Source organism: Ruegeria sp. CE8 (assembly GCF_056537465.1).
This window is the reverse complement of record NZ_JBQFRP010000014.1, coordinates 20,139-43,462: the sequence shown is the minus strand read 5'-3', so window position 1 is coordinate 43,462 and position 23,324 is coordinate 20,139. Positions and strand designations below refer to the sequence as shown.

Here is a 23,324-nt window from a genome sequence, read left to right as displayed (position 1 = left end):
ACGGGGTGAACGTTCGACATCGGAAGGCACCCCGATTTTGGACATCATTTGATTTTGACCTTTACGTCATCAACTAAAACGCCGCCCGCATTTTGTACTCCCGCAGACAGTTTGGTTTGATCTGACTTCCCTTTCGGAAATCAGGGCTGATTTGCAGACCAGACGGTGAAGCCGCCTGTTCCTACGGATCTGCCTCGTGGCGATCGCGGGAGGGGGAGGGCCGCGCCCTCACCCTGTCGGTGAAGGGCGTTTGGCTTGTCCAAAACCCGCTGGCTCAAAAATGGAAAACGGTGTGGAAGAAAGCCTGCCGCCATTTGCGATTGTGCCATTCTGTCGAACTGCAATAAGTAGACCACCTTCCGGACATTCGATGTGGTCGCAAATCCTTTTGCACTTAACGGCAGCTTCTCGCGGAGTGGCATTTCACAGATGCTCCAGGCCCGCCGCGGGTCTGGCCAAAGCTCGTCGAACAGTTTCTCGGTCATTACGACATGTGTCACCCGCCCTGCGTGGCGCAGGAATGTCGGACCCTCATCCGCTTGTTTCATCTAGCTAATGGTATTGTATTGAAGCATTTCGATATCGAAGCGTTTGCCTTGAATCGGAGGAAGATCTAAAAGTTTCATGTGTTTTCCTTTCATACGCGCATTTCAAAGGTCACGGAAACGTCCGTGTGGAATGCGGATAATTGGAAAGCGCTCAGATCATGGCGTCAGCTAACACATCGCCATGTAGCTGTCACCATCGTTGCAGAAATCTGGAAACATGCCGTTCGATGCCGTTCGATACCGGTTGATGAGATCATCGCGACGCGGACTAAACGGACAACCGACGAATAAACCAAACGAGCCGCTTTGCCTTGAATAACTGTCGCAGGGATATCACAGTCATATGATGAAGCTTTTGATGCACCGATATCGTCTAGTTCGTCTCAGCATCGAAAATTCACGGATTTGGGAATTTGCCACAAAGACCAACTTAAGACTTGTAATCAGTTCATTGGTTGTCTTCACGGCTGCAATGCTCACGATGCTTGTCTCTGTCTTTCTCTTCACTTGGAGCAAGGTTCTCGGTTTATTGGCCTGCGCCGCATTTGTAGCGCTATTGTTAGTCGTCAACATTTTGGCAGATGAAGGTCGTCGGCGGGAAAAGGGGCGCTAGGGGCTCGAAACAGACGTTCTCCGCGCGCAGGATCAATGACTGCTGTCCGACAGATTGAAGTGATGGTTCGTTTTGTCCGCAGAGGAGCTCACCACTCAGCCAGAGATCGCTTCACATAACACCCGTACTGCGATGTTCCTGGTTTGTTATGGCGCCGCCAGTCATCCAATGGTTGCGAAAACCTGCCATTTTATGCGCTTTTTACTGATAACTGGGATACGCAACACGTGGGTCAAGGTAAGGGTTTTGCTCACCATTTTTTTGTCAAAAATGCCGTGTTGAATTTCGTTAGCAGTTAGCCTGCAAACGAAAACAAAATGTTACCTCCAGACAAATGCCAAAATGATGATCGTGCTTTCGGTTTGTCCAATCGGCTTTGAGCATCGATAACTTGGCCTCTTCGTTTCGGGGGCTAACTTGCTTTTGAAACCTCTAAACCTCCCCCTTTCACAAGCAGATCCACAATAGCGTCGACCCCGCTTCTGTGACGAAGTGACGAAAACAGAAAGGGCCGTCCTTTACGCATCATTTTCGCATCACGTTCCATAACCTGCAGCGAAGCGCCAACATGCGGCGCAAGGTCGGTTTTGTTGATTACAAGGATGTCAGATTTCGTAATTGCCGGCCCGCCTTTCCTGGGAATCTCCTCGCCTGCGGCGACATCGATCACGTAGATGGTCAGATCCGCCAGTTCCGGGCTGAATGTGGCCGATAGATTGTCGCCTCCGCTTTCAATCAAAACAACGTCGAGATCCGGATGGCGTGTCTGCATCTCGGCGACGGCGGCCAAATTGATCGAGGCGTCTTCGCGAATTGCTGTATGCGGGCAACCACCGGTTTCGACGCCGATGATCCTGTCCTGCGGCAGTATCTGCATACGCATCAGCGCCTCGGCATCTTCCTGCGTATAAATGTCGTTGGTAATAACACCTACCGAGCAGACATCGCGCAGCGCTTCAGACAAGGCGGCGGTTAAAGTGGTTTTACCGGCGCCTACCGGGCCTCCAATACCTACGCGAAGCGGGCCGTTCATACTGGTCATGTGCGGAAAATCCTCGAATATTGTGTTTCGTGTTTCATGGACGCAATGTCCGCCAAAAACGCCGTAGAGCTTAACGTGTCCAAACTTGCCGTTTGTGCTCTTTCAGCAATCTGGGCACACAGCGGTGTCAGCTGGCGGATCAGGCACTGAGCATCGGTCTGTCCCAGTGGCACAAAACGCGTCGCACATGCGACAAGGTTGCTTGCGAATGCTTGCAGAAACATCTTGGTCGTCAGCAGCAAGGGAAGGTTTTTTAGTCTTGCAGCCCGTCCAATCGAGACCGGGTAGGTGAACTGCCCAAGGTCCAATTCCCAGACGCCATTGGTGACATTTCCGAAGGCCTGACCCAGTAGCTCAGTTTCCATGAGCCTTTCGGATGTCGCGCAAAAGGCCCGCGCCAAGACATCGACGTTGATCAGCTCATCTTTGTTCTGCGCATTAAAGGCCGCCACAACGAACAAAGCATCATTCCACCCAGAGCCATGTTCCAGCACATCTGAAATCCAGGCTTCGGTGTCCTGAGAATTCGCGACAGCTCCCCGGTCAATCGCAGCCTCAAGCCCGTGAGAGTAGGCAAACCCCCCCACAGGATAGGCAGGGGACAACCATTGTGTCAGCGTCAGGATGTCGGCGTCAGTGGGTGTGGCCATGGGTCCTGCCGTGGCCATAGGCGCCGCCTTCGGGGGTGAACGGCTCGTGCACCTCTCGCACGGTAGCCCCGATTTTGAGAAGCATGTCTCGGATAACGTGATCGACCTGGATCAACAGGCGATCCTTTTCGATCTGGCAAGGCGTATGGCGATTGCCGATATGCCATGCGATACGCGTCAGGTCCGGGGCTGTTACCGCCAGTAGAACTTCGGGTGCAGCTTGTATTTCTACTTCGCGGCCGTCATCCAGAACCAAAGCGCCACCGTGATTCAACGACGTCGTTTGCGCCAGATCGATGAGAATCTGTTCGCCACTTTCGCAGGTCAGAACCTTGCGACGCAAAAACCGGTCGTCATAGGTTAATGACAGGCAGTCTGCCGGATCGCCGTGTAGATGATCAGAATACCGCCGTGCTGTACAAAGGAGGATGGTCATGCCAGCGCCCCCTCTGTGGAACGGGTAGCTATTACCAGATAGAACCCGCGAACACGTGTTGTACGATCCGGTCGCGAGACAGGCCGCGTTTGCGCAGTTCTTCGTCGCTCATCGATTGCAGGAACTGGATTTGATCGGTGCGCGATCGTGCTTCGGCCAATCGAGCAAGAGCCGAATAGATCGACGAACCAATCGTCGAAAACAGACCGAATACGGAGAAGCCGGAATGCGGTTGATTTTCTGTGTGTGCCATTGGGACCCTCGTAAGCTTGCGAGACGTTGGTCCTCCCTTGCGTCCTAATATCTGTCATCTTTCACTCGCTTGGTAGTGGGTGATTGGTCATGCCCGGGATGCGCTTGCTGCAATGCAGCGTATTTTTTAATCAGAACATGAAGTATCGCTGTGCCATCGGTAGAACTTCGACAGGATGACAGGTTAGCAATTCGCCATCGGCGCGCACCTCATAGGTTTCCGGGTCGACATCGACATGCGGTGTCGCGTTGTTCAGCAGAAGATCCTGCTTGCCAATTTCTCGTGTGTTTTGGACGGCGACGGTTTGCTTTGCCAATCCCAGTGTATCACCGATCCCGTCGGCATGGGCCGCCTGCGAGACAAATGTGATCGCCGAGTTTTCCACCGACCGTCCGTAAGCCCCAAACATTGGGCGGCTATATACTGGCTGCGGTGTAGGGATCGACGCGTTGGGATCGCCCATCTGCGCGCAGGCTATGGTACCGCCCAGCAGAACCATCTCGGGCTTCACACCGAAAAAGGCCGGGTTCCACAGGACAAGGTCGGCGCGTTTGCCTTCCTCGATACTGCCAATCTCGTGGCTCAGGCCATGTGCGATGGCCGGGTTGATGGTGTATTTTGCGATGTACCGACGGACGCGCAAATTGTCGTTGTCGCCGGTTTCCTCCGCCAATCGCCCACGCTGTTTTTTCATCTTGTCAGCGGTTTGCCATGTGCGGATTAAAACCTCTCCGACCCGGCCCATTGCCTGACTGTCGGACGCGATGATCGAGAACGCGCCCATGTCGTGCAGGATATCTTCGGCGGCAATCGTCTCGCGCCGGATGCGGCTTTCGGCAAAGGCCACGTCCTCGGGGATAGATTTGTCGAGGTGGTGGCAGACCATCAGCATGTCCAAGTGCTCCTCGACCGTGTTGACGGTGAAGGGCCGTGTGGGGTTCGTCGAGGACGGCAGAACGTGGTTCTCGCCGCAGATCTTGATGATATCCGGAGCATGTCCGCCGCCTGCGCCTTCGGTGTGGAAGGCGTGAATTGTGCGACCCTTCATGGCCGCTACTGTGTTTTCGACAAAGCCTGATTCATTGAGCGTGTCGGTGTGGATCATAACCTGAACGTCCATCGCGTCCGCTACCGACAGGCAGCAGTCGATGGCGGCTGGGGTGGTTCCCCAATCCTCGTGCAGCTTAAGCGCGCAGGCTCCGGCCTTGACCTGTTCTTCGAGCGCGGCGGGCAGCGAAGCGTTGCCCTTACCCGCAAAGGCCAGATTCATCGGGAAAGCATCCGCCGCCTGCAACATCCGCCCGATATGCCATGGGCCGGGGGTGCACGTGGTCGCCAGAGTGCCATGTGCCGGCCCGGTGCCACCGCCAAGCATGGTGGTCAGGCCGGAATGCAGCGCATCTTCAATCTGTTGCGGGCAGATGAAGTGAATATGACTGTCGAACCCACCTGCTGTTAAGATACGACCCTCGCCAGCAATGGCCTCGGTACCGGGTCCGATTATGATGTCGACACCAGGTTGCGTATCGGGGTTTCCAGCCTTGCCGATCTTTGCGATCCGCCCGTCTTTCAGGCCTACGTCAGCCTTGTAGATGCCCGAGTGATCAACGATCAGAGCATTGGTGATGACCGTATCCACAGCTCCTTCGGCGCGCGTGGCCTGAGACTGCCCCATTCCGTCGCGGATTACCTTTCCGCCACCAAACTTGACCTCTTCGCCATAGCTGGTCAGATCACGTTCGACCTCGATCACTAGGTCGGTGTCGGCCAGCCGCAGCTTGTCCCCGGTGGTAGGGCCGAACATCGCGGCATAGTCTGAGCGCTGGATTGTTGCTGGCATCAGAGTGCCCCCATGACCTTTTGATTGAAGCCGTAGACCTTGCGCGCACCGCTGATCGGGATCAGCGAAACTTCGCGTGCCTGACCTGGTTCGAACCGCACAGCGGTGCCTGGCGCAATGTCCAGACGCAGGCCATGCGCGGCAGCACGGTCGAAGTCGAGCGCCGGGTTGGTTTCGGCGAAATGGTAGTGTGAGCCGACCTGAACCGGGCGGTCGCCGGTATTGGCGACCATCAAAGTGATCGCATCAGCGTCGGGGTTCAGGGTAATTTCACCATCAGCCGGGAACACCTCTCCGGGGATCATTTGTTCAGCTTTGTGATCAACGCGACAGCGGCCACCGCGACAACAGCCAACCCGACGCCCATCGCGGCATAATCGGTGCCGTGCGCGTGGACATGCGTTCCGTTGTGGGCTGCTGCGGGGCCAGCGAAGATCAGGGCAGGGAAAAGCATGCGTGTCATATTGGTTTCCTTTTCAGCGAATGGGATTGTGGACGGTCACCAGCTTGGTGCCATCTGGAAAGGTGGCTTCGACCTGAACCTCGTGGATCAATTCGGGCACACCCTCCATGCATTGGTTGCGGGTGATCACCTCGGCTCCGGCTTGCATCATGTCAGCAACTGAACGCCCATCGCGCGCGCCCTCGACTACAGCATCGGTGATCAAGGCGACAGCCTCGGGGTGGTTCAGCTTGACGCCGCGTGACAGTCGCTTTCGGGCGATCTCGGCGGCCATGGCGACCAGAAGTTTGTCTTTTTCACGAGGTGTCAGGTTCATGTCAGAGCATCCAGCATCGGGGGAGGGTGTCTTTGTTCAACCGGCGCAAAATCGGCATCAATGTGCGGCGAAGAGCCAAGCTGTTGTCGGCCAGAATACGGATAGCCAGAAGACCGTCTTGGATCAGTGTTGCCCCTGCGTCCTCGGGCAGCAATTTGCGAATGGAATCCAGATGACCTTCGGCTAACTCCGAAGCAAAGACGATCAGCGCCATCACCCCTGCACCGTTTGCAATATGAGGCTTGGACAGATGCTTGTGCCAATCACCAGAGAACCGGATCGCGTCAAGGAACACCGTCTTTCCTTGGCGTTGTATCTCGATCCGATCGTTCAGGCGGATATCGGTAAGCGTCTCGCCCATAGCGAGGCGCCCGAAGACGAGCGGTTCTACCATCAGCAACTCGGCATCCGGCGCCATCTCGACTTTCAGGCGTCGGTCCAGAGCACTGCCGTTGAACAAGATGGTCTCTTGCGGCAACCAGTTCAGCCGGGCTTCAGCCTCAACAGTCAGATGATTAATAATCTGGCCACATTCTTGCGGCTGAGCCTTATAGGCGCGCTCGCAGGCTTGTGTTGTCAAGGTCAGCGCGGTTCCTTTCGCCGCCTTACCGGAAAATCGAAATGAATCGCCCCCGGTTACGCCGCCAGCCGTGTTTAGGAGAACCGCGTCAAGATCAGGCATATTGGTTCTGGGGAACAGGCACTTAAAAGACCCGGACTGGCGAAACTTGTTCAGCACCGTCCTGTTGCCCAATTGCTTGGTGCTCAGGCTGACGGCACCTGTAGCACGCGGTGGAACAGCACTGTGCGTGGGCAATATGGCTGTAACTTGGGTTATAGGGCACCTTTAGAGCTTGATTTGGTGGCACCTGTTTCTCTGTTGAAGGGGCGGAACACTAATCTACAGTGTCGAAATCTGCTTATTTCGACGTCGTGCGTCTAAATTTTAGACAGCGACCCCGGTCTTGGATGAAAAAATAGGCGCATCTCGCCGATTTCCCAAATTGGGTTAATGGTAAGTTGCCAAGCTTGCTGCGATGCAGAAACCGTATGGGTGCCACCGCGGAAACGACCCGGAGGTGTGTGACGGCTGCGCGAATTGGATCTCGAACACAACCGCCACACGGAACGCAACAACAGTTGCGGGGATCAGGTAGAAGAAGAGTGTGCCTTTGCGCAAGCCCTCTCTCCCGGCCCCGCCAGGAGGATTACATGAAATCGCTCAAATCCACGCTCGCCGGATCGGTTGTCTTTGCTGCCATGGCCACCGCAGCCTTGTCGGACGAAGACAAGATCAAGGTTGGAGTGCTGCATTCGCTGTCGGGTACCATGGCTATCTCGGAGACAACGTTGAAAGACACTATGCTGATGCTGATCGATCAGCAAAACGCCAAGGGTGGCCTGCTGGGTAAACAACTTGAGGCGGTTGTGGTGGATCCTGCATCGGATTGGCCGTTGTTCGCTGAAAAAGCGCGCGAACTGCTGACCGTCCACGAGGTGGATGTGATCTTTGGTAACTGGACTTCGGTCAGCCGCAAATCGGTTCTGCCGGTCATCGAAGAACTGAATGGTCTTTTGTTCTACCCGGTTCAGTATGAGGGTGAGGAAAGCTCGAAGAACGTGTTCTACACCGGTGCCGCTCCGAACCAACAGGCCATTCCCGCCACGGATTATTTCCTGGAGGAACTGGGGGTTGAGAAATTTGCTCTGCTCGGTACGGACTATGTCTACCCCAGGACCACCAACAATATTCTTGAAAGCTACCTGAAACAGAAGGGTATCGCGGATGACGATATCTTCGTCAATTACACGCCTTTCGGCCACTCCGACTGGTCCAAGATCGTGGCTGACGTGGTCGCGCTGGGCGCGGATGGCAAGAAAGTCGGTGTGATTTCGACCATCAATGGCGACGCCAATATCGGTTTTTACAAGGAACTGGCCGCCGCTGGCGTTTCGGCGGACGATATTCCAGTCGTAGCCTTCTCGGTCGGCGAGGAAGAACTGTCCGGTTTGGATACCACCAACCTCGTCGGTCACCTTGCCGCTTGGAATTACTTCCAGTCGGCGGATACAGAAGCCAACGCGGAATTCGTGGACACCTGGAAAGCCACCATGGGCGTCGAGCGTGTGACCAATGACCCGATGGAGGCGCATTACATCGGTTTCAACATGTGGGTGAACGCCGCGACCGAGGCCGGCTCGACCGAAGTCGATGCTGTGCGCGCGGCGATGTACGGGCAGGAATTCCCAAACCTGACCGGTGGCACTGCTGTGATGTTGCCGAACCACCACCTCGCTAAACCGGTTCTGATCGGCGAGATTCAGGAAGACGGCCAGTTCGATATCATCAGTGAGACTGATGTCGTGCCGGGTGATGCATGGACCGACTTCCTGCCGGAATCGGCGGTGCTGGTCTCGGATTGGAAAGAGCTGGGTTGCGGTATGTACAACACCGAGACCAAGACCTGCGTTCAGACCCTGTCGAACTACTAATCCTCCCGCAAGGCGGGAGTAATCGCCCGCCTTGCCCAAGACATTCGGGTTTCTCCACATGTTACGACTTTTCCTTGCGGGACTCGCAATCCTGTGCGCCTGCCTGACCGCCAATGCGCAAGAGGGTAGTCTGCAACCGATCCTGCAAGAGCATCAGGAGATCATCGCCAAAAGCTCGCGCAAGACCATCAAGCCAGCGATTGATGCGATCGCGGCCAGTGGCTTGCCGCAGGCGCAAGTGATGCTTGAGACATGGGCCGCTAAAAACATGTGGATGCGCAAGTCTGACGGTCTGTTCTTTTCTGGACAGAAAGGTGAGGGGCGGTCGTATGAATTGACCGACTTCGATACAGGCAAGGTCGTTGGCACGTTCGAGAAATCCGAGCTTAAGCAGTTGAAGCCCAACAGCGGTATTCGCGCGATGATTGGGACAGCGTTGGTGGAGTTCCAACTGACCGATCCCAGCCGCGAGAAGCGGCTGGCGGCCCTGCAATCCATTCAGCGTGATCCTGAAAGTGCACTCTTAGAGCCACTTCGGGCTTCGATAGGCGATGAACCCGACGCAGAATTGAAGGCGCAAAAGCGACGGCTCGAACGGTTGCTCACGATCGGATTCGACGAAGATACCGCAGCCCGCGTGGCCGCGATCGAAGAAATGTCCGGCGATCTGGGCGTAGATGTTCGCGCCGCTTTGAACCCGTTGGTCGTCACCTCCCGGCATGCCGCTACTGAATTACCCTCGGACCTGAACGTCGCAGTTATTCTTGAAGCGGGCTCAAATGCCTTAACGTCTGACGAAGCATATGACTTGCTCGTTGCGGGAAACCTTGCCCCACCGCGTGTTTCTGCGGAAGATATCAGAGCGGCACTATCGGCTAATATTGTCAGGGGGCGTGTAGGTGACATTCCAGTCGCTCAACTGAATTCAGACGCAATGCGCGAGCGTGCGTATGCCGCCCTAGCAGAGGCGGGGCTCGTGCCAGTCTTATTCACGAACGCGGACGTCAACGCTGCAGTTAACACGCATATATTCTTTGAAACGTACAGCGAGCCGTCTGCCGAGGTCACTGAAGTAGCCGAGAAAGCCCTAGAGCAGATCGAACTGAAGGTCGGTCTGAACCAAACACTCGACTTGACACTGGACGCGATCTCACTGGCGTCGATCTATTTCCTTGCCGCCATTGGTCTGGCCATCACCTTCGGTGTGATGGGCGTGATCAACATGGCCCATGGCGAGTTCATCATGATGGGCGCCTATACCGGTTACGTGGTGCAACAGTTCATCCCTGATCACACGCTTTCGATCATCGTCGCAATCCCGATGGCCTTTGCCGTTACCTTCGCCATGGGCGTCGCGATGGAGCGGCTGGTGATCCGCTGGCTCTACGCTCGCCCGCTGGAGACGCTGCTCGCGACTTTCGGTATTTCGATTGCCCTGCAGCAACTGGCCAAGAACATCTTCGGCACGCAAGCCCGCCCGCTGACCGCGCCCGGTTGGCTGGATGGGGCATGGGTGCTGAACGATGTGGTTTCGATCAGCTATATCCGGATTGCGATCTTCGTGCTGGCGATGATCTTTCTGGGGCTGTTCCTTTACATCATGAAGCGGACCCGGCTGGGGCTTGAGATGCGCGCAGTGACGCAGAACCCGCGCATGGCGGGGTCAATGGGCATCAATCCTGGGCGGGTAAATATGCTGACCTTTGGGCTGGGTTCCGGCATCGCCGGGATCGCGGGTGTCGCCATCGGTCTCTTTGCCAAGGTCACATCGGATTTGGGCAACGATTACATCGTACAAAGCTTCATGACCGTGGTTGTCGGCGGTGTCGGCAACATCTGGGGGGCGCTGGCGGGTGCCGGAATGATCGGCTTTCTGCAGAAAGGCATCGAGTGGATGAATCCATCGAACACTCTCGCAGCCCAAACCTACATGATCATCTTCATCATCATTTTCATCCAATTCCGGCCGCGGGGCATCATCGCCCTCAAGGGCCGCGCGGCGGGGGATTGAGCCATGGAACGCAGCTTTATCGCCAAGAACCCATCCGTGCTGATGTTTCTTGCCATCCTATCCCTGTTCACCCTGAGCGTGACCATCCTGTCCGAGGGTTTCGGGGTTGGTGTGATCTCGACCAGCTTCGTCAAAACGCTAGGCAAAACCCTGTGCCTGTGCCTGATCGCAGTGGCGATGGATCTGGTCTGGGGCTTCACCGGCATCCTGTCGCTGGGTCACTTCGCCTTCTTCGGGCTAGGAGGCTACATGATCGGCATGTGGCTGATGTACGAACGCACGCGCCTGATCGTGGTCGAGTCGCTGTCGCAAGCCGAAATCCCTCCTACGCCGACCGAGGTCGTGGACGCCATCGGAACGCAGATTTTTGGCGTGGTCGGATCATCGGACTTCCCGCTGATCTGGGCCTTTGCCCATAGTCTGACCCTGCAACTGATACTGGTCGTTTTGGTGCCCGGAATTCTGGCGCTGATCTTCGGCTGGCTGGCCTTCCGCAGCCGGGTGACGGGTGTATACCTGTCGATCCTGACCCAAGCCATGACGCTGGCGCTGGCGCTGTACCTGTTCCAGAACGACAGCGGATTGCGCGGCAATAACGGCCTGTCGGGCTTGCAAAACCTGCCTGGTGTCTCCGCCTCGCAGGATGTGGTGTCGATCTGGTTCCTCTGGACTTCGGCACTGGCACTGGGGCTGGGCTATATGCTCGCTGCGTGGATCGTTTCGGGCAAGTTCGGCTCGGTCATCCGTGGCATCCGAGACAACGAGGCGCGTGTGCGCTTCCTTGGCTATTCGGTCGAGGTCTACAAGCTGGCCGTCTTTACCCTGACTGCCTGTATCGCGGCCATTGCCGGCGCGCTTTATTACCCGCAAGCCGGCATCATCAACCCCGAGGAGATGGCCCCCATCGCCTCGATCTATTTGGCCGTCTGGGTCGCCATCGGTGGACGAGGTCGCTTGTACGGCGCGGTAATTGGCGCAGCTTTTGTCAGCCTTCTGAGTACGTGGTTCACGGGCGGGCAGGCCCCGGATATTTCGCTTGGGTTTTACACGATCAAATGGGTCGACTGGTGGCAGGTGCTTCTGGGCGTAACTTTCGTGTTGGTTACGTTGTTCGCCCCGCAGGGCATCGGAGGATTGTTCGACTTGTGGACCGACCGCCGCCACCCGGACAGGCATGGGGCAAATCTGGGACCGGATGACGGAGCCCTGCGAGAGAAGGAGGCCATCGAATGAGCACTTTGCTTGAAGTTAGCGGCGTTACGGTCACATTCGACGGTTTCCGCGCTATCAACAACTTGTCTTTCCAGATCGGCGAGGCCGAGCTTCGCGCCGTGATCGGCCCGAACGGAGCAGGCAAGACCACATTTATGGATATCATCACAGGCAAAACCCGGCCTGATAATGGACGCGTCATCTGGGGCAAGAAGTCTGTATCTTTGCTGAAAATGTCCGAAGCAAAAATCGCGCAGGCTGGCATCGGGCGGAAGTTTCAGAAGCCGACGGTTTTCGAAGACCAGACCGTGCACGGGAATCTGCTTATGGCGCTTCAAAACAAACGCGGCTGGCTTCGCGTGCTTTTCTTCCGACCCTCCACAGACGATTTGCGGAAAGTTGACGACCTGAGCGTCGAGATCGGTCTAAATCAGCACCTAAGCCGCAAAGCTGGCGAACTGAGCCACGGTCAAAAGCAGTGGCTGGAAATCGGCATGTTGCTGGCTCAGGAGCCACGACTCTTGCTGGTGGATGAACCTGCCGCCGGCATGACGCCGCAGGAGCGCGAACACACCACCGACCTGCTGGTGCAGGCGGCCAGAACCCGCGCGGTGGTCGTGGTGGAACACGATATGGAATTTGTCCGACGCCTGAATTGCAAGGTCACGGTTTTGCACGAAGGGTCTGTCTTGGCTGAGGGCAGTCTTGATCACGTGACATCCCATCAGGACGTCATCGACGTTTATCTGGGGCGCTAAGCAATGCTGAAACTGACCGATCTGACTTTGCACTATGGACATTCGCAAATCCTCAACGGGATTTCCATGGAAGCCAGGCAAGGTGAAGTGACTTGTGTCATGGGAACCAATGGTGTCGGGAAAACCAGCCTGATGAAGGCAATCTCCGGGACGCATCCGCGTTCGGGTGGCAATCTGGAACTGGATGGGGAACCTTTGGGTGTCCTGCCTGCTCATCAAATGGCTTGGAAAGGCGTGGCCTATGTCCCGCAAGGTCGTGAAATATTCCCCTTGCTCACAGTTCGCGAAAACCTGGAAACTGGATTCTCCTGTCTACCCGCCAGCGAGCATTTCATTTCAGACGAAATATATGATTTGTTTCCGGTTCTTAAGCAAATGCAATACCGGCGCGGAGGTGACCTTTCTGGCGGTCAGCAGCAACAGCTGGCGATCGCCCGGGCACTGATCACGCGGCCACGCCTGCTTTTGTTGGACGAGCCGACCGAAGGTATTCAGCCCAACATCATCCAACACATAGGCGAAGTGATCCGGCACCTCAGGGCTACGAGCGGAATGACAATCATCCTAGTGGAGCAATACTTTGACTTTGCCTATGACCTTGCCGACAGATTTATCGCGTTGCGACGTGGAGAAGTCTTGATCAACGGCACAAGGGTAGACGTGACACGCGATAAGTTGTTGCAGGCCGTAACCGTCTAGCGCTGATACCTGAAAATTGTTTCGGGATTGAAGAATGAAACCCAAAATTTGGCTTAATAAAAGCTCGGGGTATGGTTTGATCCTCTGAAAACGTTCAATTGATACAGTATTTTGTTCGGAAATCCCGTTGTTCGGTGTCTCCTGCCTAAAAGGGCAAATTTTTTTATCAGATGACGGACTTCACTTCGTGCTGAGGTTCGACGTGGAAGCTCCTCCAACTTGCACCGCAATATAGGTAGTGACGGCTTTCTAGACGCACCTATATTGTGGAAGGATTTTGAGTCGCAAATGGCAAAACCTGTACGCCGAAGAATTTCCGCATGATTGAAAATCAATACTTTAGGTGTCTCTAAATGGTAAATCAATGTGTCGCCTTACAGTCTTTGTAAGGCGACACATAGTTCTGCCACCAGCGACAGAACCTTGCCATTTCGCCTTAATTCCTTCATCCAGCACCTAAGCCGATTTCACTGATCCTGACTTCCTTTTTGAAAAATAAGGGCTGATTTGCAGATCAGACGCCGAAGGCGCCTGTTCCTGCTGATCTGCCACGTGGCGAACGCGGATGGGGGCGAGGCAATGCTATTCGACAATAGTGGTGCGGCCCGCAGGTGCAGCCGAGGACACGGTTTTGTCTAATAGGGTTGCCCGAGGGGGAAGGCAGCGTCTTACCCCTGATGGCCGGGGGCGTTTGGCTTGTCCAAATCCCGCTGGCCCAAAGCCAATCCGGCTATTGCGAGATGGTGGATACCTGAAGCAGATAAAACTGCGAAACCCAGACACGCAGCACTACCGTTGCTACATCACTGAAGAGAGTATTCAGACGTTTGAAGAGTCCTACGTAACGCTGGGCCAAATGGCAGAGCAGTTTGAGATCGCCGCGATCCATTTGGGTCCGGCACTGGATCGTAGAGAAGTTGAGACAATCCCCTGCGAGGCTGGGTTTGTTCGTGCCTACCCGAACGAGACACGAGATGTGGTTCGGGAACTGATGATTGGGGGGGGCAAAACGTCAATCTAAACTGACTGGTTGAGTCAACAAAAGCTGGTAGCGGAGCTAAGTTGATGCTCCGCCGCTCATGCTCATCAGTAGTAGTGGCGGTCTATCGATTGGGCCAACTACGTTGAATTGCTGTACAGCGAGGTGAAGAAACATGACTAGCAGTCGAAGAAATCTTACTGAACGGCTTCAACCAATATGGGAGGCCGTAGGCAAGCTGGGCTCGAATAGTCCCGCGCTTAATCTAAAGGCCTATCTCGATGAGATGTGGAGCGAAGACAAAACAACTACTGCTTCTTTGGGGACGGGAAAGGGTCTCGCTCGACGAGACGAAAAAATTGCGGAAGATCTTGAGGCCCAATTCAAGATGATTGCGGTCGCCTATGCCACTGGAGAATTGGATGAGATCGACCGCGTAGTTAACTACCTATCGTTCATACGTCGCATGAAAAAGCAGGGCGATTACGAGATTGGACACTGGAGTGATGAGGACCCAGATGGGTGAAGATGCAACTAGAAGTTGGTTCACGTAACACCCGTTCAGCAATGTCCAATGGCTTTTATCTAAGGCCTTCCCTCCGAGAACTCAAAACCTGACATTTAGGCGGGACGCGGCGAATGACTCGAAGGAGCCCGAAGTGTTGGATGCTGCACGTCGCCGGAAGTAGTGAGATGCGCTCAAAGCTGCCGTTGCTCAATCTCACTGCTGTTAATGACGCCTTGCAACAGACCATCAATATGGTGGTGAGATTCAATTACTTATCCAATAGGCTATCTTTTTCTTGACGCACCCTTCCGAATTCAATTACTTAGCTATATGGAAAACCATTTGAGCAATGTCTTTTCGGCCCTTGCCGATCCGACCCGTCGCGCGGTTATCGAGCGCCTTATCACCGGCCCCGCCCCGGTTTCAGAACTGCACGCACCCCACGACATGGCTTTGCCATCGTTCTTGAAGCATCTGAGCAAGCTCGAATCTGCTGGGATAATCCGGTCCGAAAAGATCGGCCGTGTTCGAACAGTACATATGGAAGCTGCCCCGATTGCGGAGGCCGAACACTGGCTGCATCGCCAGCACAGTATCTGGAGAGGCCGACTGGATCGCCTATCCGCCCTTGCCGAGCAACTTGAGAAGGAAGGCGATGATGGCTGACTTTGAAACCCTGATTTTGGAACGCGACATCGCCTGTTCCCCCGAACGTCTTTTTCAAGTGATTACCGACCGTGCCTCCCGACAGAAGTGGAGCGCACCAAATGACGACAGTGTGGTAATCATTGACGAATATGATTGTCGCGCCGGAGGTCAAGAAAAGACCCGCTGCGGCCCCAAAGAAGCGCCCGAGTTCAACACTATCGGTTTGTTTCACGTTGTCACACCTGATTTCTTGTCATTCACAGAAACACTTGTTGTCGCTGGGCAGACAGTGTCGATCTCGCTTTGCAGCCACGAAATATCGAAGAGCAAGACAGGCAGCGCGCTGCGAGTCACTCTGCAAATCGCCAGCCTTGCAGGTTCTGATCTCTTCAGAGACTACAACAATGGCTGGTCTGCGGCGCTCGATAACCTCGCTGCGCTTGCTTCCGGCTCAGATCAGTCCTGACCGACCTCCCAGCCGTTGGTCCGTCTCGGTGGTTCACGAGGTTGGAATGCGTGCATTGTGGTCATTTGCGACAACGCGGCGCAGGTCCTCTTTGTCCGCGAGGCAGCCTTTTGTACTCGTTCCACTGAATGGCCACTCCTCAACCAGAGATCGCTTCACATAAAACCGCTACTGCGATGTTCCTGGTTTGTTATGGCGCTGCAATTCGTGCATTGGTTGCGAAACCAGCCATTTGTGGTGCCGAACCGCTACGACCGCAATGCGGACATGGCGTGAATTCACGTCGCGGACCCCAACTTCTGCAGTCTGCGCATCGCGACCTCGATCTCCTGCACCAAGATCGGGAAGCTGACGTTCTCCGCAGGAGCAAATTTGAGGGTCTTTCTATCGCAGAGCGGTCATTTAACCTCCCAGCTGTTCACAAAGCGAACCGCCGCTCACCAAATTGCTACGGATCATACCCATCATTGGCAAAAGGGGGTGGGTCGACCTAAGTCGGCCAAATACTCATTGCGTAGTATATAATTGATGAAAGAATGCACCGACCGGTAGGTTTGCACGATCCAGTGGCAGAGCACGGCCTTCGAGCATAAGTTTCGAAGCTTCTTGAGCCAATCGGTTTTCATAATGCGCGGAGGCGCAAGGGGGGAGTTTTGACTAAAGTTCTGTTGGTTGAAGACAATGAAATGAACAGCGATATGCTGTCGCGCCGGTTGGAACGCAAAGGTTTTCACGTTGTCGTTGCGAAGGACGGGCTGGAAGGCGTGTCAATGGCTGGAGAAGAACGTCCAGACATCATTTTGATGGATATGAGCCTGCCTGAGATTGATGGATGGGAGGCTACGCGACGTATCAAGGCGGCGCCCGAGACGGCGTCGATTCCGGTGGTGGCCCTGACCGCGCACGCGATGGCCAGTGATCGGGAAAAGGCGCTAGAAGCAGGTTGCGACGACTTCGATACCAAACCGGTTGAGTTGAGCCGTTTGCTGGACAAGATGGGGAACCTTCTGCCTACGACCTGAGGAAGAACCACTCAATCCGCCGCCTTTTTGCGTTGGGTGACATAGTAGGTTCTAATCTGACCCTTGCCTTTCACCCTTGTTTCGACAGGTTCAGAGATGTCAAAGCGATGTTCGACCCGTCTGGCGGTAGCCTCAGAAACTTGCACCCGGCCCGGCGCCCCCGTTGACTCAAGGCGGCTGGCAAAATTAACAGTGTCCCCCCAGACATCGTAAAGGAAACGGTGCGATCCGATGATACCAGCAACCACCGGCCCGGTATGCACGCCGACCCTGATATGCATCGGGTGGTCCGTTTCAAGGTTCAGCGCCTCGACCTGATCGAGCATCCGAAGCGCCATCTCGACGATCACTTCGGCATGATCTGCGCGACCATCCGGCACCCCGGCGGCAACCATATAAGCGTCGCCAATCGTCTTTATCTTTTCAACGCTAAGTTCCTTCGCCGTTTTGTCGAACCCCGAGAAAATCCGGTTCAGATAGGAAACCACCTGTGCCGGGGCGAGCCTGGCTGACATCTCAGTGAAGCCGACGATATCGGAAAAGAGCACGGTGACGTCGTTGTGGCGGTCGGCAATTGTAGCCTCGCCGTCATTAAGGCGCGTCACGATCTGTTGCGGCAGGATACTGAGCAAAAGGTCTTTGTACTTTTGCTTTTCCGCCTCCATGATCTCAAGGTACTGGCGTTCGCGCTTTCGCCAGCGGTTTTTTTCCAGCGCCGCGCTGATCCGGGCTTGTAACAGGATCGGGTTGAAGGGTTTGGGCAGGTAATCCTCGGCACCGGCCTCGATGCAGCGCGCGACGCTTTCGATCTCATCAAGAGCAGAAATCATAATGACGGGGATATCATGAAGGGCGTCATCCTGTTTCAACCGGGCCAGGACCTCGAAACCGTTGATATCCGGCATCATCAGATCAAGCAGAACCAGATCGAACGGTTGGCGGGACAACTTATCCAGAGCAGAATAGCCGCCGTCGGCAGTCCAAACGCGATGCCCGTCCCGTTTTAACCGGCGGGCGAGCAAGTCCCGGTTGGCCTCGGCATCATCGACGACAAGGATGTCGCCGGTTGATCCAGATGCATCGGCGATTGAAGGCAGGGGCTGCATGCTCTTGACCAGATTGGCAAACATCGCGGCCGTTTCGCGCGGTGTGTCAGAGATTTTGTGGCCATCACCGAACGATCCCGAGAGTGTGTCGATACGTTGCAGCAAGGTGTCGGTGTGATCCAAAAGCCCAAGCAAGTCCGGCTCAAGATGTTCTGCATTCAGGTCCTCCAGATCCTCCAGCATCATCTCGCTGTAGCCTTTGATAGCATTCATCGGGGTACGCAGATCGTGACGAAGCCGCTTCACGCCCTCATCACCGCTGACTGTCAGCTTAATCGCCATCTCAGGATGCAGAAGCTGATCCACCAAGGCACTCAGTTCCGTAGTCGCCTGAGAAATCCGGTCTAGATCTGAAGTGACTTCATCCAGGTTCAGCCGTCTGGATTCGCTTTGAAGCAACTCGCAAAACCCAACGATGGCGCTGATCGGAGAGATGAGGTTTTGACGCAAATTGGCCAGCCATACGGCCTGTGCTTTTTGTGCTTCGTCTTCTGGGCCGCCATTCACAACTTATGTTTCCTCTGCAGAGGCAGGCCGGTGTTTGATCAGAATGTCGTTTAACTGATTGAGAATGGTTTCAATTTCATCCCCGTCCTTGCTGATAAGCGTCTCGACCGAGCCGCTCAGTCGCGCGCGGTCATCGTTTGACAGAGTCTTAGCGGTGACAACGATGACAGGTATGTCTTTCCAGTCCGGGTTCTTCCTCATCCCCGCCAGAAATTCAAACCCGTCCATCTCGGGCATCATGAGATCCAGCAAAATGACGTCCGGTACGGATGTAGAAAGATGTTTAAGGGCGTCCAGCCCGTTGACGGCCTGCTCGATCTGCCAGCCTTCTTTGCCCAGAACGCGGCTGATCATTTCACGCGTTGCAGCCTCGTCTTCCACGACAAGGGCTCGGGGCGCCGGCAGGGGGGGACAATGGTCTTTCAGCGCGTTCAGAAGTGCGACCGTGTCGATGGGTTTGCCCAGATATTCACTGGCACCCAGCGACAATCCTCGAGTGCGGTCTTCTGCGAATGTCAGCATGATAACCGGGATGTCTGCCAGATCCGGGTCGTTTTTTAGCTTTGACAATACCGCCCAACCGTCAATCTCGGGCATGAACACGTCCAGCGTGATGGCGTCAGGCCTGAATTTGCGCGCCAATTCCAAAGCCTCGTCACCCTTGGCCGAAGCAAGAACGCGGTATCCTTCCCTGCGCAGCCGTCGCCCCAAAAGGTCATGTACCGTCGGGTCGTCATCGACCAGTAGAACCAATGGGGCGTCTGAAGCGCCGCCCTGATCGTCCCCCGAATACCCTTTTTCCCGCAGCAGGTCTGTAGACGGATCTGTGCAGATACTCGGAAGACGAATGGTGAAGGTTGAACCTTCGCCGAGAGTACTGGCGCAGTGAATGTCACCCCCCAGCTGTTCACAGAAGACCTTGGTGATCGACAGCCCCAGACCGGTACCACCATAGTTGCGGGTAGTGGAGGAATCCGCCTGAGTGAACGCCTCGAAAACTTTGTCGACTTGTTCGGGCGACATGCCGATGCCTTGATCGGCGACTGAAAATTCCAGCTGATCCTGTTTCTTCGATCGTAGAACGGACAGCGTGATTGTCGCGTTCTCGGTGAACTTGCAGGCGTTGGACAAAAGGTTGAGCAATGCTTGCCTCACCTTGGTCAGATCGCAAACCATATCCCCGATGTTCTCGGCGCACACAATCTTCAGTGTATTGTTGTTTTTTTCGGCCAGCGGTCGCACCGTTGTTCCGACATCTTTGATCACTTGAAGAACATCGAAGGCTTCCAGATTGAACTCCATCTTTCCGGCTTCGATTTTGGACAAATCCAGAATGTCGTTAATCAGGGAAAGCAAGTGCTTCCCGGCAGATTGAATCTTCCGGAGATCGCTCAGGTTTGCCTCGTCATTCTGGTCGATGGATTCCTCGAGCATCAGTTCGCTGTATCCAATGATCGCATTCAGCGGTGTGCGAAGCTCGTGGCTCATGTTGGCGAGGAATGTGCTTTTGGTTTTGTTGGCCGTTTCCGCGATATCCTTCGCTACGCGCAGCTCGCTTTCAACTTGTTTCTGAGTGGTAATATCGCGGCCGTAAATATTCGCATAACCGCCTTCCGGAACCGGCCACAGCAACAGGGCATAGATCAGACCACCTGCCTCGTACTCGAAATCCTGCCGTTGATCTTCGCGCAAACCTTTGGCAACACGTTTGCGCCAACCTGTTCCCACACGGTCGCCTACCTTCAGCTGCAGCGCTTTGATCAAGGGCGCGCTTGCCCTGTTGCCATAGACAAGCTTGCCCTGATCGGTGATGCGCAGAACCGGGTTGGGATTCTCTTCGGGAATACGCGCCAGTTCGCGCATCCGCTTTTCTGCCTGCTTAAGCTGCGTCACGTCCCGCCCGTAGAGGTTGACGTGCCGGGCGTCCGGCACCGGCCAGAGCAGTAATGCGTAGACCATGCCGTCGGCGTGACATTCAAAGTCCTGTCGCTTGTCTTCCTGCAGTCCCTTCCTAACGCGGACCAACCAGTCCTCGGTGACATCCGCCCCGACTTTCAGGCCCAACGCATCCAGCATGGGATCGCTGGCCTTGTTCGCAAAAAGCAGCTTTCCGTCACTGCTGATACACATCACCGGATTGGGGTTTTCCTCGGGGATCTGGGCAAGCTCGGCGTTGCGTGCTTCGACCTTCTTCAGTTCAGTGACATCGCTGTAGATCGCGACTGTTCCGTTATCGCCGGTCTTGCGCTCGCTGATCTTGATCCACCCGCCAGATGTCCGGCTTTGCATCTGGGTGCCTTCCGGATTGTCGTGGCGTTTCAGCCGTTGCGCCAACCATTCTTCTTCACGTCCGACCGCATCTGTGATCACGTTGAGCGACAGCGCTTTTCGAACGACCTGTTCGAACGTCATCCCCGGTTTCACCAGATCTTCGTGCCCCGGATACAGCATCTTCCGATACGTCTCGTTCGCCAGAACCAAACGATCATCGGAATCGTAAAGGGCAAAGCCCTCGGGGATCGTGTCTATGGCATCGACGATCCGGTCCAGCGCGTGTTTCGCTCCATCCGGTTTTGGAACTCGGTGATCGTCGGATTGGTTCATTCTGCGCTCTCCATTTGGCGAGACCGGCAAGTCAGTAAATCACTGTTTTCAGTTGAATTGAAATGCGGGATCAAAACAAGGCTGTTTTGGCTCGTCTGTGTGTGCCTTTGGATTGATGTTGACAGAGCCGCTATTCTGCCGGGCCCCGTGAGACCAATGGAAATCGCCGAACGGCGGGCTTGGTCGTTCCAACTTTTGCGCACCGCGGCGCGGCGAAAACCATGGAATCGGCAGGATTGGGCCGCGTTCACCGGTTCAAGCCTGCCGCGCGCAAACCTTGTTTATAGCGCTCGTGATCTTCCGATCGCGCGAAGGGGTGTGTGCGTTCTGCCAACTGGAGCGAGGCGCCGGGATTCAGGCGCTTTAGGTCGAGAACAGCCTGCCTCGCCTCATCCAGCTTGCCGCAAAGGGCATTGTTCACGGCAAGATCAAGATAAGAGCTGCTGCGGTTTGGCTGGGCCCGGATTGACGCCTCGGCCCACTCGATCGCTTCTTCGTGCTGGCCAGCCACAAACCCACAGAGTGAGCGAATGGAGTACCACAAAGCCATAAAAGGATCGCGCGGGCTGAGCCTAATCGCGGTCATGATGTTATCGAGCGCTTCCTTGCCGTCGCCCAGATAAACCTGAGCTCTGGCAAGCAAAGCATAGGCATGGGGGTCGTTGGGGTTTAGGTCTATAGCGTCCCGCAACTTCCTTACGGCGTCCTGATGATGGCCTGAAAACAAATCCGCCGCACCAAGTAAGGCCATGGCATAGGCGTCGCGGCCGTTCATCGAAACCGCCCGTTGCGCCAAACTTACCGCCTCGGCCTTGGAAGTGTCAGGATCATCACTCCAGCCGTTCACGCATTGCATCAGATGCGTAAATGACAAATCCGCCAGCCCGAATGAGCTTTGCGGGTCCAACTCGACGGCTTTCATGAGCAGGTTCTGGGCTTCGTCTACGTCTGCTTTTGTGAACTGCGAGATATGCCAATGGGCGCGCGCAGACAATTCCCAGGCATCCATCCGTGGGACCACCTTGCGCCGTGCGCGTTGCATTTCAGCAGCCAGGTATTCAGGTGCAACAGCGCCTACAATTTTCTGCGTGATCTCGTCCTGCAGATCGAAGATGTCTTCGATTACGCCGTCAAATCGTTCGGTCCAGACGTAGTGGTTTGCAGTCGCGTCGATCAGTTGCACCGAAACACGAACCCTGTTGCCGACCCTTCGAACGCTGCCCTTAAGAACGTATTGCACGCCCAGATCGCGAGCAATTTGCTCCGTCCCGATGACGCGGCCCCGGTAGGAAAAGCTCGTATTTCGAGAGATCACGAAGAACCAGTGAAACCGGGACAGCGCGGAAATCACATCTTCGGCGATACCTTCGGCAAAAAAGGTCTGATCCGCGTTTTGGGACACGTTGTCAAAGGCCAAAACCGCAATCGAAGGTCGTTCCGGCACCTCCAAAAGGTAGCTCTGGATGGCTGATGCAGACATTCCCCAACCATAGGCGACCAAAGGCTCTGCGATGTTTTTTAGTTTCTGAGAACCGAGACAGGTGAAGTGATCTGAAAGCCTGGCATCAAGGCTGCGCCGCGCAGTTTCGGATATCACCAGTGATCCGGGTTCGGCCAGATCTTGAAGACGTGCGGCAACGTTGACGCCGTCACCATAAACATCTTCATCAGCAAAACTGACATCTCCGCTGTGCAATCCCATCCTCAACTTGAACTGAGGACTATCGGTCAGTTCGTTTTGGATAGCGATCGCGCACTTGATCCCACTGACTACGCTGGGAAATTCAACCAACCAGCCGTCCCCCATGCTTTTTACCACTCTGCCTTCATACTTACGAGCGGCTGGAGTAAGAATGTCGTTTCGAAAAAGGCGCAGGGCGGTTAATGTGGCAGCTTCATCCTCCCCCATGAGTGTGGAGTAGTTTGCCACATCCGCAGCCAGAATAGCGGTCAGCCGTCGTTCAGAGGCATTCGACATGGATAAAGCATAGCCGACGGCGGGCGAATGGGAAACTTCAGTAATTTTGGGTAAAACGTTAATGCCTCCGCTCCAGTTTCGGCTGCGAACGCCAAGGGTTCGATGACAGCGGCTGAAGACCGGGACCACTTCGCGCAACCGACCATATTTGTTGTTTAAGTATGTTTTCATC

The 23,324-nt window shown here is 55.2% G+C and carries 21 protein-coding genes; 9 read left to right on the top strand and 12 right to left on the bottom strand.

From position 1 onward, the window contains the following. Positions 1 to 1,573 precede the first annotated feature (1,573 nt). From ureG to ACR0AA_RS19705, 9 genes are all read right to left on the bottom strand, one after another. The gene (gene ureG, locus ACR0AA_RS19745; protein ID WP_480756944.1) at positions 1,574 to 2,203 is read right to left on the bottom strand and encodes an urease accessory protein UreG; all 630 of its coding nucleotides are present in this window, start codon (positions 2,201 to 2,203) and stop codon (positions 1,574 to 1,576) included. After that, positions 2,200 to 2,853 carry an urease accessory protein UreF gene (locus ACR0AA_RS19740; RefSeq protein WP_480756942.1) on the bottom strand — a complete coding sequence of 218 codons (654 nt, stop codon included), beginning with the start codon at positions 2,851 to 2,853 and terminating at the stop codon, positions 2,200 to 2,202. The genes ureG and ACR0AA_RS19740 overlap by 4 nt, the downstream gene beginning before the upstream one ends. Then, the gene (gene ureE, locus ACR0AA_RS19735; RefSeq protein WP_480756940.1) at positions 2,837 to 3,289 is read right to left on the bottom strand and encodes an urease accessory protein UreE; all 453 of its coding nucleotides are present in this window, start codon (positions 3,287 to 3,289) and stop codon (positions 2,837 to 2,839) included. The genes ACR0AA_RS19740 and ureE overlap by 17 nt, the downstream gene beginning before the upstream one ends. A 31-nt stretch (positions 3,290 to 3,320) precedes the next feature. After that, positions 3,321 to 3,542, bottom strand: a complete 222-nt coding sequence (locus ACR0AA_RS19730) for a DUF1127 domain-containing protein (protein ID WP_480756938.1) — start codon at positions 3,540 to 3,542, stop codon at positions 3,321 to 3,323. 130 nt (positions 3,543 to 3,672) lie between these two features. Beyond that, positions 3,673 to 5,382, bottom strand: a complete 1,710-nt coding sequence (gene ureC / locus ACR0AA_RS19725) for an urease subunit alpha (RefSeq protein ID WP_480756936.1) — start codon at positions 5,380 to 5,382, stop codon at positions 3,673 to 3,675. Beyond that, positions 5,382 to 5,687 (bottom strand): urease subunit beta, encoded by a 306-nt coding sequence (locus ACR0AA_RS19720; protein ID WP_480665769.1) that lies wholly within the window; start codon positions 5,685 to 5,687, stop codon positions 5,382 to 5,384. Before ACR0AA_RS19720 ends, ureC begins: the two co-directional genes overlap by 1 nt. Beyond that, on the bottom strand, positions 5,684 to 5,845 hold the full coding sequence (locus tag ACR0AA_RS19715) for a peptidase M23 (protein ID WP_480756934.1): 162 nt from the start codon (positions 5,843 to 5,845) through the stop codon (positions 5,684 to 5,686). Before ACR0AA_RS19715 ends, ACR0AA_RS19720 begins: the two co-directional genes overlap by 4 nt. Positions 5,846 to 5,858: 13 nt before the next feature. After that, positions 5,859 to 6,161 carry an urease subunit gamma gene (locus tag ACR0AA_RS19710; RefSeq protein ID WP_480665767.1) on the bottom strand — a complete coding sequence of 101 codons (303 nt, stop codon included), beginning with the start codon at positions 6,159 to 6,161 and terminating at the stop codon, positions 5,859 to 5,861. 1 nt (position 6,162) lies between these two features. Further along, positions 6,163 to 6,843, bottom strand: a complete 681-nt coding sequence (locus ACR0AA_RS19705; protein WP_480665766.1) for an urease accessory protein UreD — start codon at positions 6,841 to 6,843, stop codon at positions 6,163 to 6,165. A 530-nt stretch (positions 6,844 to 7,373) separates the two neighbouring features. Here ACR0AA_RS19705 and urtA point away from each other — a divergent pair. From urtA to ACR0AA_RS19660, 9 genes are all read left to right on the top strand, one after another. Further along, positions 7,374 to 8,654 (top strand): urea ABC transporter substrate-binding protein, encoded by a 1,281-nt coding sequence (gene urtA / locus ACR0AA_RS19700; RefSeq protein WP_480665765.1) that lies wholly within the window; start codon positions 7,374 to 7,376, stop codon positions 8,652 to 8,654. Positions 8,655 to 8,712: 58 nt separating this feature from the next. Continuing rightward, entirely contained in the window at positions 8,713 to 10,665 is a 1,953-nt protein-coding gene (gene urtB, locus ACR0AA_RS19695) for an urea ABC transporter permease subunit UrtB (RefSeq protein WP_480756930.1), read from the top strand. A gap of 3 nt (positions 10,666 to 10,668) precedes the next feature. Then, positions 10,669 to 11,898, top strand: coding sequence for an urea ABC transporter permease subunit UrtC (gene urtC, locus ACR0AA_RS19690; protein ID WP_480665763.1), 1,230 nt, complete (start codon positions 10,669 to 10,671; stop codon positions 11,896 to 11,898). Continuing rightward, positions 11,895 to 12,635: an urea ABC transporter ATP-binding protein UrtD gene (gene urtD / locus ACR0AA_RS19685; RefSeq protein ID WP_480665762.1), complete on the top strand. Its 741-nt coding sequence runs from the start codon at positions 11,895 to 11,897 to the stop codon at positions 12,633 to 12,635. The genes urtC and urtD overlap by 4 nt, the downstream gene beginning before the upstream one ends. A gap of 3 nt (positions 12,636 to 12,638) precedes the next feature. Beyond that, positions 12,639 to 13,334, top strand: coding sequence for an urea ABC transporter ATP-binding subunit UrtE (gene urtE / locus ACR0AA_RS19680; RefSeq protein WP_480756925.1), 696 nt, complete (start codon positions 12,639 to 12,641; stop codon positions 13,332 to 13,334). 1,154 nt (positions 13,335 to 14,488) lie between these two features. Beyond that, positions 14,489 to 14,839: a hypothetical protein gene (locus tag ACR0AA_RS19675; RefSeq protein WP_480665760.1), complete on the top strand. Its 351-nt coding sequence runs from the start codon at positions 14,489 to 14,491 to the stop codon at positions 14,837 to 14,839. A gap of 324 nt (positions 14,840 to 15,163) precedes the next feature. Then, entirely contained in the window at positions 15,164 to 15,487 is a 324-nt protein-coding gene (locus ACR0AA_RS19670) for an ArsR/SmtB family transcription factor (protein WP_480665759.1), read from the top strand. Further along, the gene (locus tag ACR0AA_RS19665; protein ID WP_480665758.1) at positions 15,480 to 15,935 is read left to right on the top strand and encodes an SRPBCC domain-containing protein; all 456 of its coding nucleotides are present in this window, start codon (positions 15,480 to 15,482) and stop codon (positions 15,933 to 15,935) included. The genes ACR0AA_RS19670 and ACR0AA_RS19665 overlap by 8 nt, the downstream gene beginning before the upstream one ends. Before the next feature lie 653 nt (positions 15,936 to 16,588). Next, positions 16,589 to 16,957: a response regulator gene (locus ACR0AA_RS19660; RefSeq protein WP_170558829.1), complete on the top strand. Its 369-nt coding sequence runs from the start codon at positions 16,589 to 16,591 to the stop codon at positions 16,955 to 16,957. A gap of 11 nt (positions 16,958 to 16,968) precedes the next feature. Here ACR0AA_RS19660 and ACR0AA_RS19655 read toward each other — a convergent pair whose 3' ends face one another. From ACR0AA_RS19655 to ACR0AA_RS19645, 3 genes are all read right to left on the bottom strand, one after another. Continuing rightward, positions 16,969 to 18,570 (bottom strand): adenylate/guanylate cyclase domain-containing protein, encoded by a 1,602-nt coding sequence (locus ACR0AA_RS19655; protein ID WP_480665757.1) that lies wholly within the window; start codon positions 18,568 to 18,570, stop codon positions 16,969 to 16,971. 3 nt (positions 18,571 to 18,573) lie between these two features. Then, the gene (locus ACR0AA_RS19650) at positions 18,574 to 21,174 is read right to left on the bottom strand and encodes a response regulator (RefSeq protein WP_480756919.1); all 2,601 of its coding nucleotides are present in this window, start codon (positions 21,172 to 21,174) and stop codon (positions 18,574 to 18,576) included. 247 nt (positions 21,175 to 21,421) lie between these two features. Further along, positions 21,422 to 23,152 carry a tetratricopeptide repeat protein gene (locus tag ACR0AA_RS19645; protein ID WP_480665755.1) on the bottom strand — a complete coding sequence of 577 codons (1,731 nt, stop codon included), beginning with the start codon at positions 23,150 to 23,152 and terminating at the stop codon, positions 21,422 to 21,424. Between the last annotated feature and the right edge of the window lie 172 nt (positions 23,153 to 23,324).

What these genes read in the sequence shown, in the direction of transcription:
- ureG (WP_480756944.1), bottom strand. Translation starts at nt 2,203, where the DNA reads ATGACCAGTATGAACGGCCCGCTTCGCGTAGGTATTGGAGGCCCGGTA.
- ACR0AA_RS19740 (WP_480756942.1), bottom strand. Translation starts at nt 2,853, where the DNA reads ATGGCCACACCCACTGACGCCGACATCCTGACGCTGACACAATGGTTG.
- ureE (WP_480756940.1), bottom strand. Translation starts at nt 3,289, where the DNA reads ATGACCATCCTCCTTTGTACAGCACGGCGGTATTCTGATCATCTACAC.
- ACR0AA_RS19730 (WP_480756938.1), bottom strand. Translation starts at nt 3,542, where the DNA reads ATGGCACACACAGAAAATCAACCGCATTCCGGCTTCTCCGTATTCGGT.
- ureC (WP_480756936.1), bottom strand. Translation starts at nt 5,382, where the DNA reads ATGCCAGCAACAATCCAGCGCTCAGACTATGCCGCGATGTTCGGCCCT.
- ACR0AA_RS19720 (WP_480665769.1), bottom strand. Translation starts at nt 5,687, where the DNA reads ATGATCCCCGGAGAGGTGTTCCCGGCTGATGGTGAAATTACCCTGAAC.
- ACR0AA_RS19715 (WP_480756934.1), bottom strand. Translation starts at nt 5,845, where the DNA reads ATGACACGCATGCTTTTCCCTGCCCTGATCTTCGCTGGCCCCGCAGCA.
- ACR0AA_RS19710 (WP_480665767.1), bottom strand. Translation starts at nt 6,161, where the DNA reads ATGAACCTGACACCTCGTGAAAAAGACAAACTTCTGGTCGCCATGGCC.
- ACR0AA_RS19705 (WP_480665766.1), bottom strand. Translation starts at nt 6,843, where the DNA reads ATGCCTGATCTTGACGCGGTTCTCCTAAACACGGCTGGCGGCGTAACC.
- urtA (WP_480665765.1), top strand. Translation starts at nt 7,374, where the DNA reads ATGAAATCGCTCAAATCCACGCTCGCCGGATCGGTTGTCTTTGCTGCC.
- urtB (WP_480756930.1), top strand. Translation starts at nt 8,713, where the DNA reads ATGTTACGACTTTTCCTTGCGGGACTCGCAATCCTGTGCGCCTGCCTG.
- urtC (WP_480665763.1), top strand. Translation starts at nt 10,669, where the DNA reads ATGGAACGCAGCTTTATCGCCAAGAACCCATCCGTGCTGATGTTTCTT.
- urtD (WP_480665762.1), top strand. Translation starts at nt 11,895, where the DNA reads ATGAGCACTTTGCTTGAAGTTAGCGGCGTTACGGTCACATTCGACGGT.
- urtE (WP_480756925.1), top strand. Translation starts at nt 12,639, where the DNA reads ATGCTGAAACTGACCGATCTGACTTTGCACTATGGACATTCGCAAATC.
- ACR0AA_RS19675 (WP_480665760.1), top strand. Translation starts at nt 14,489, where the DNA reads ATGACTAGCAGTCGAAGAAATCTTACTGAACGGCTTCAACCAATATGG.
- ACR0AA_RS19665 (WP_480665758.1), top strand. Translation starts at nt 15,480, where the DNA reads ATGGCTGACTTTGAAACCCTGATTTTGGAACGCGACATCGCCTGTTCC.
- ACR0AA_RS19650 (WP_480756919.1), bottom strand. Translation starts at nt 21,174, where the DNA reads ATGAACCAATCCGACGATCACCGAGTTCCAAAACCGGATGGAGCGAAA.
- ACR0AA_RS19645 (WP_480665755.1), bottom strand. Translation starts at nt 23,152, where the DNA reads ATGTCGAATGCCTCTGAACGACGGCTGACCGCTATTCTGGCTGCGGAT.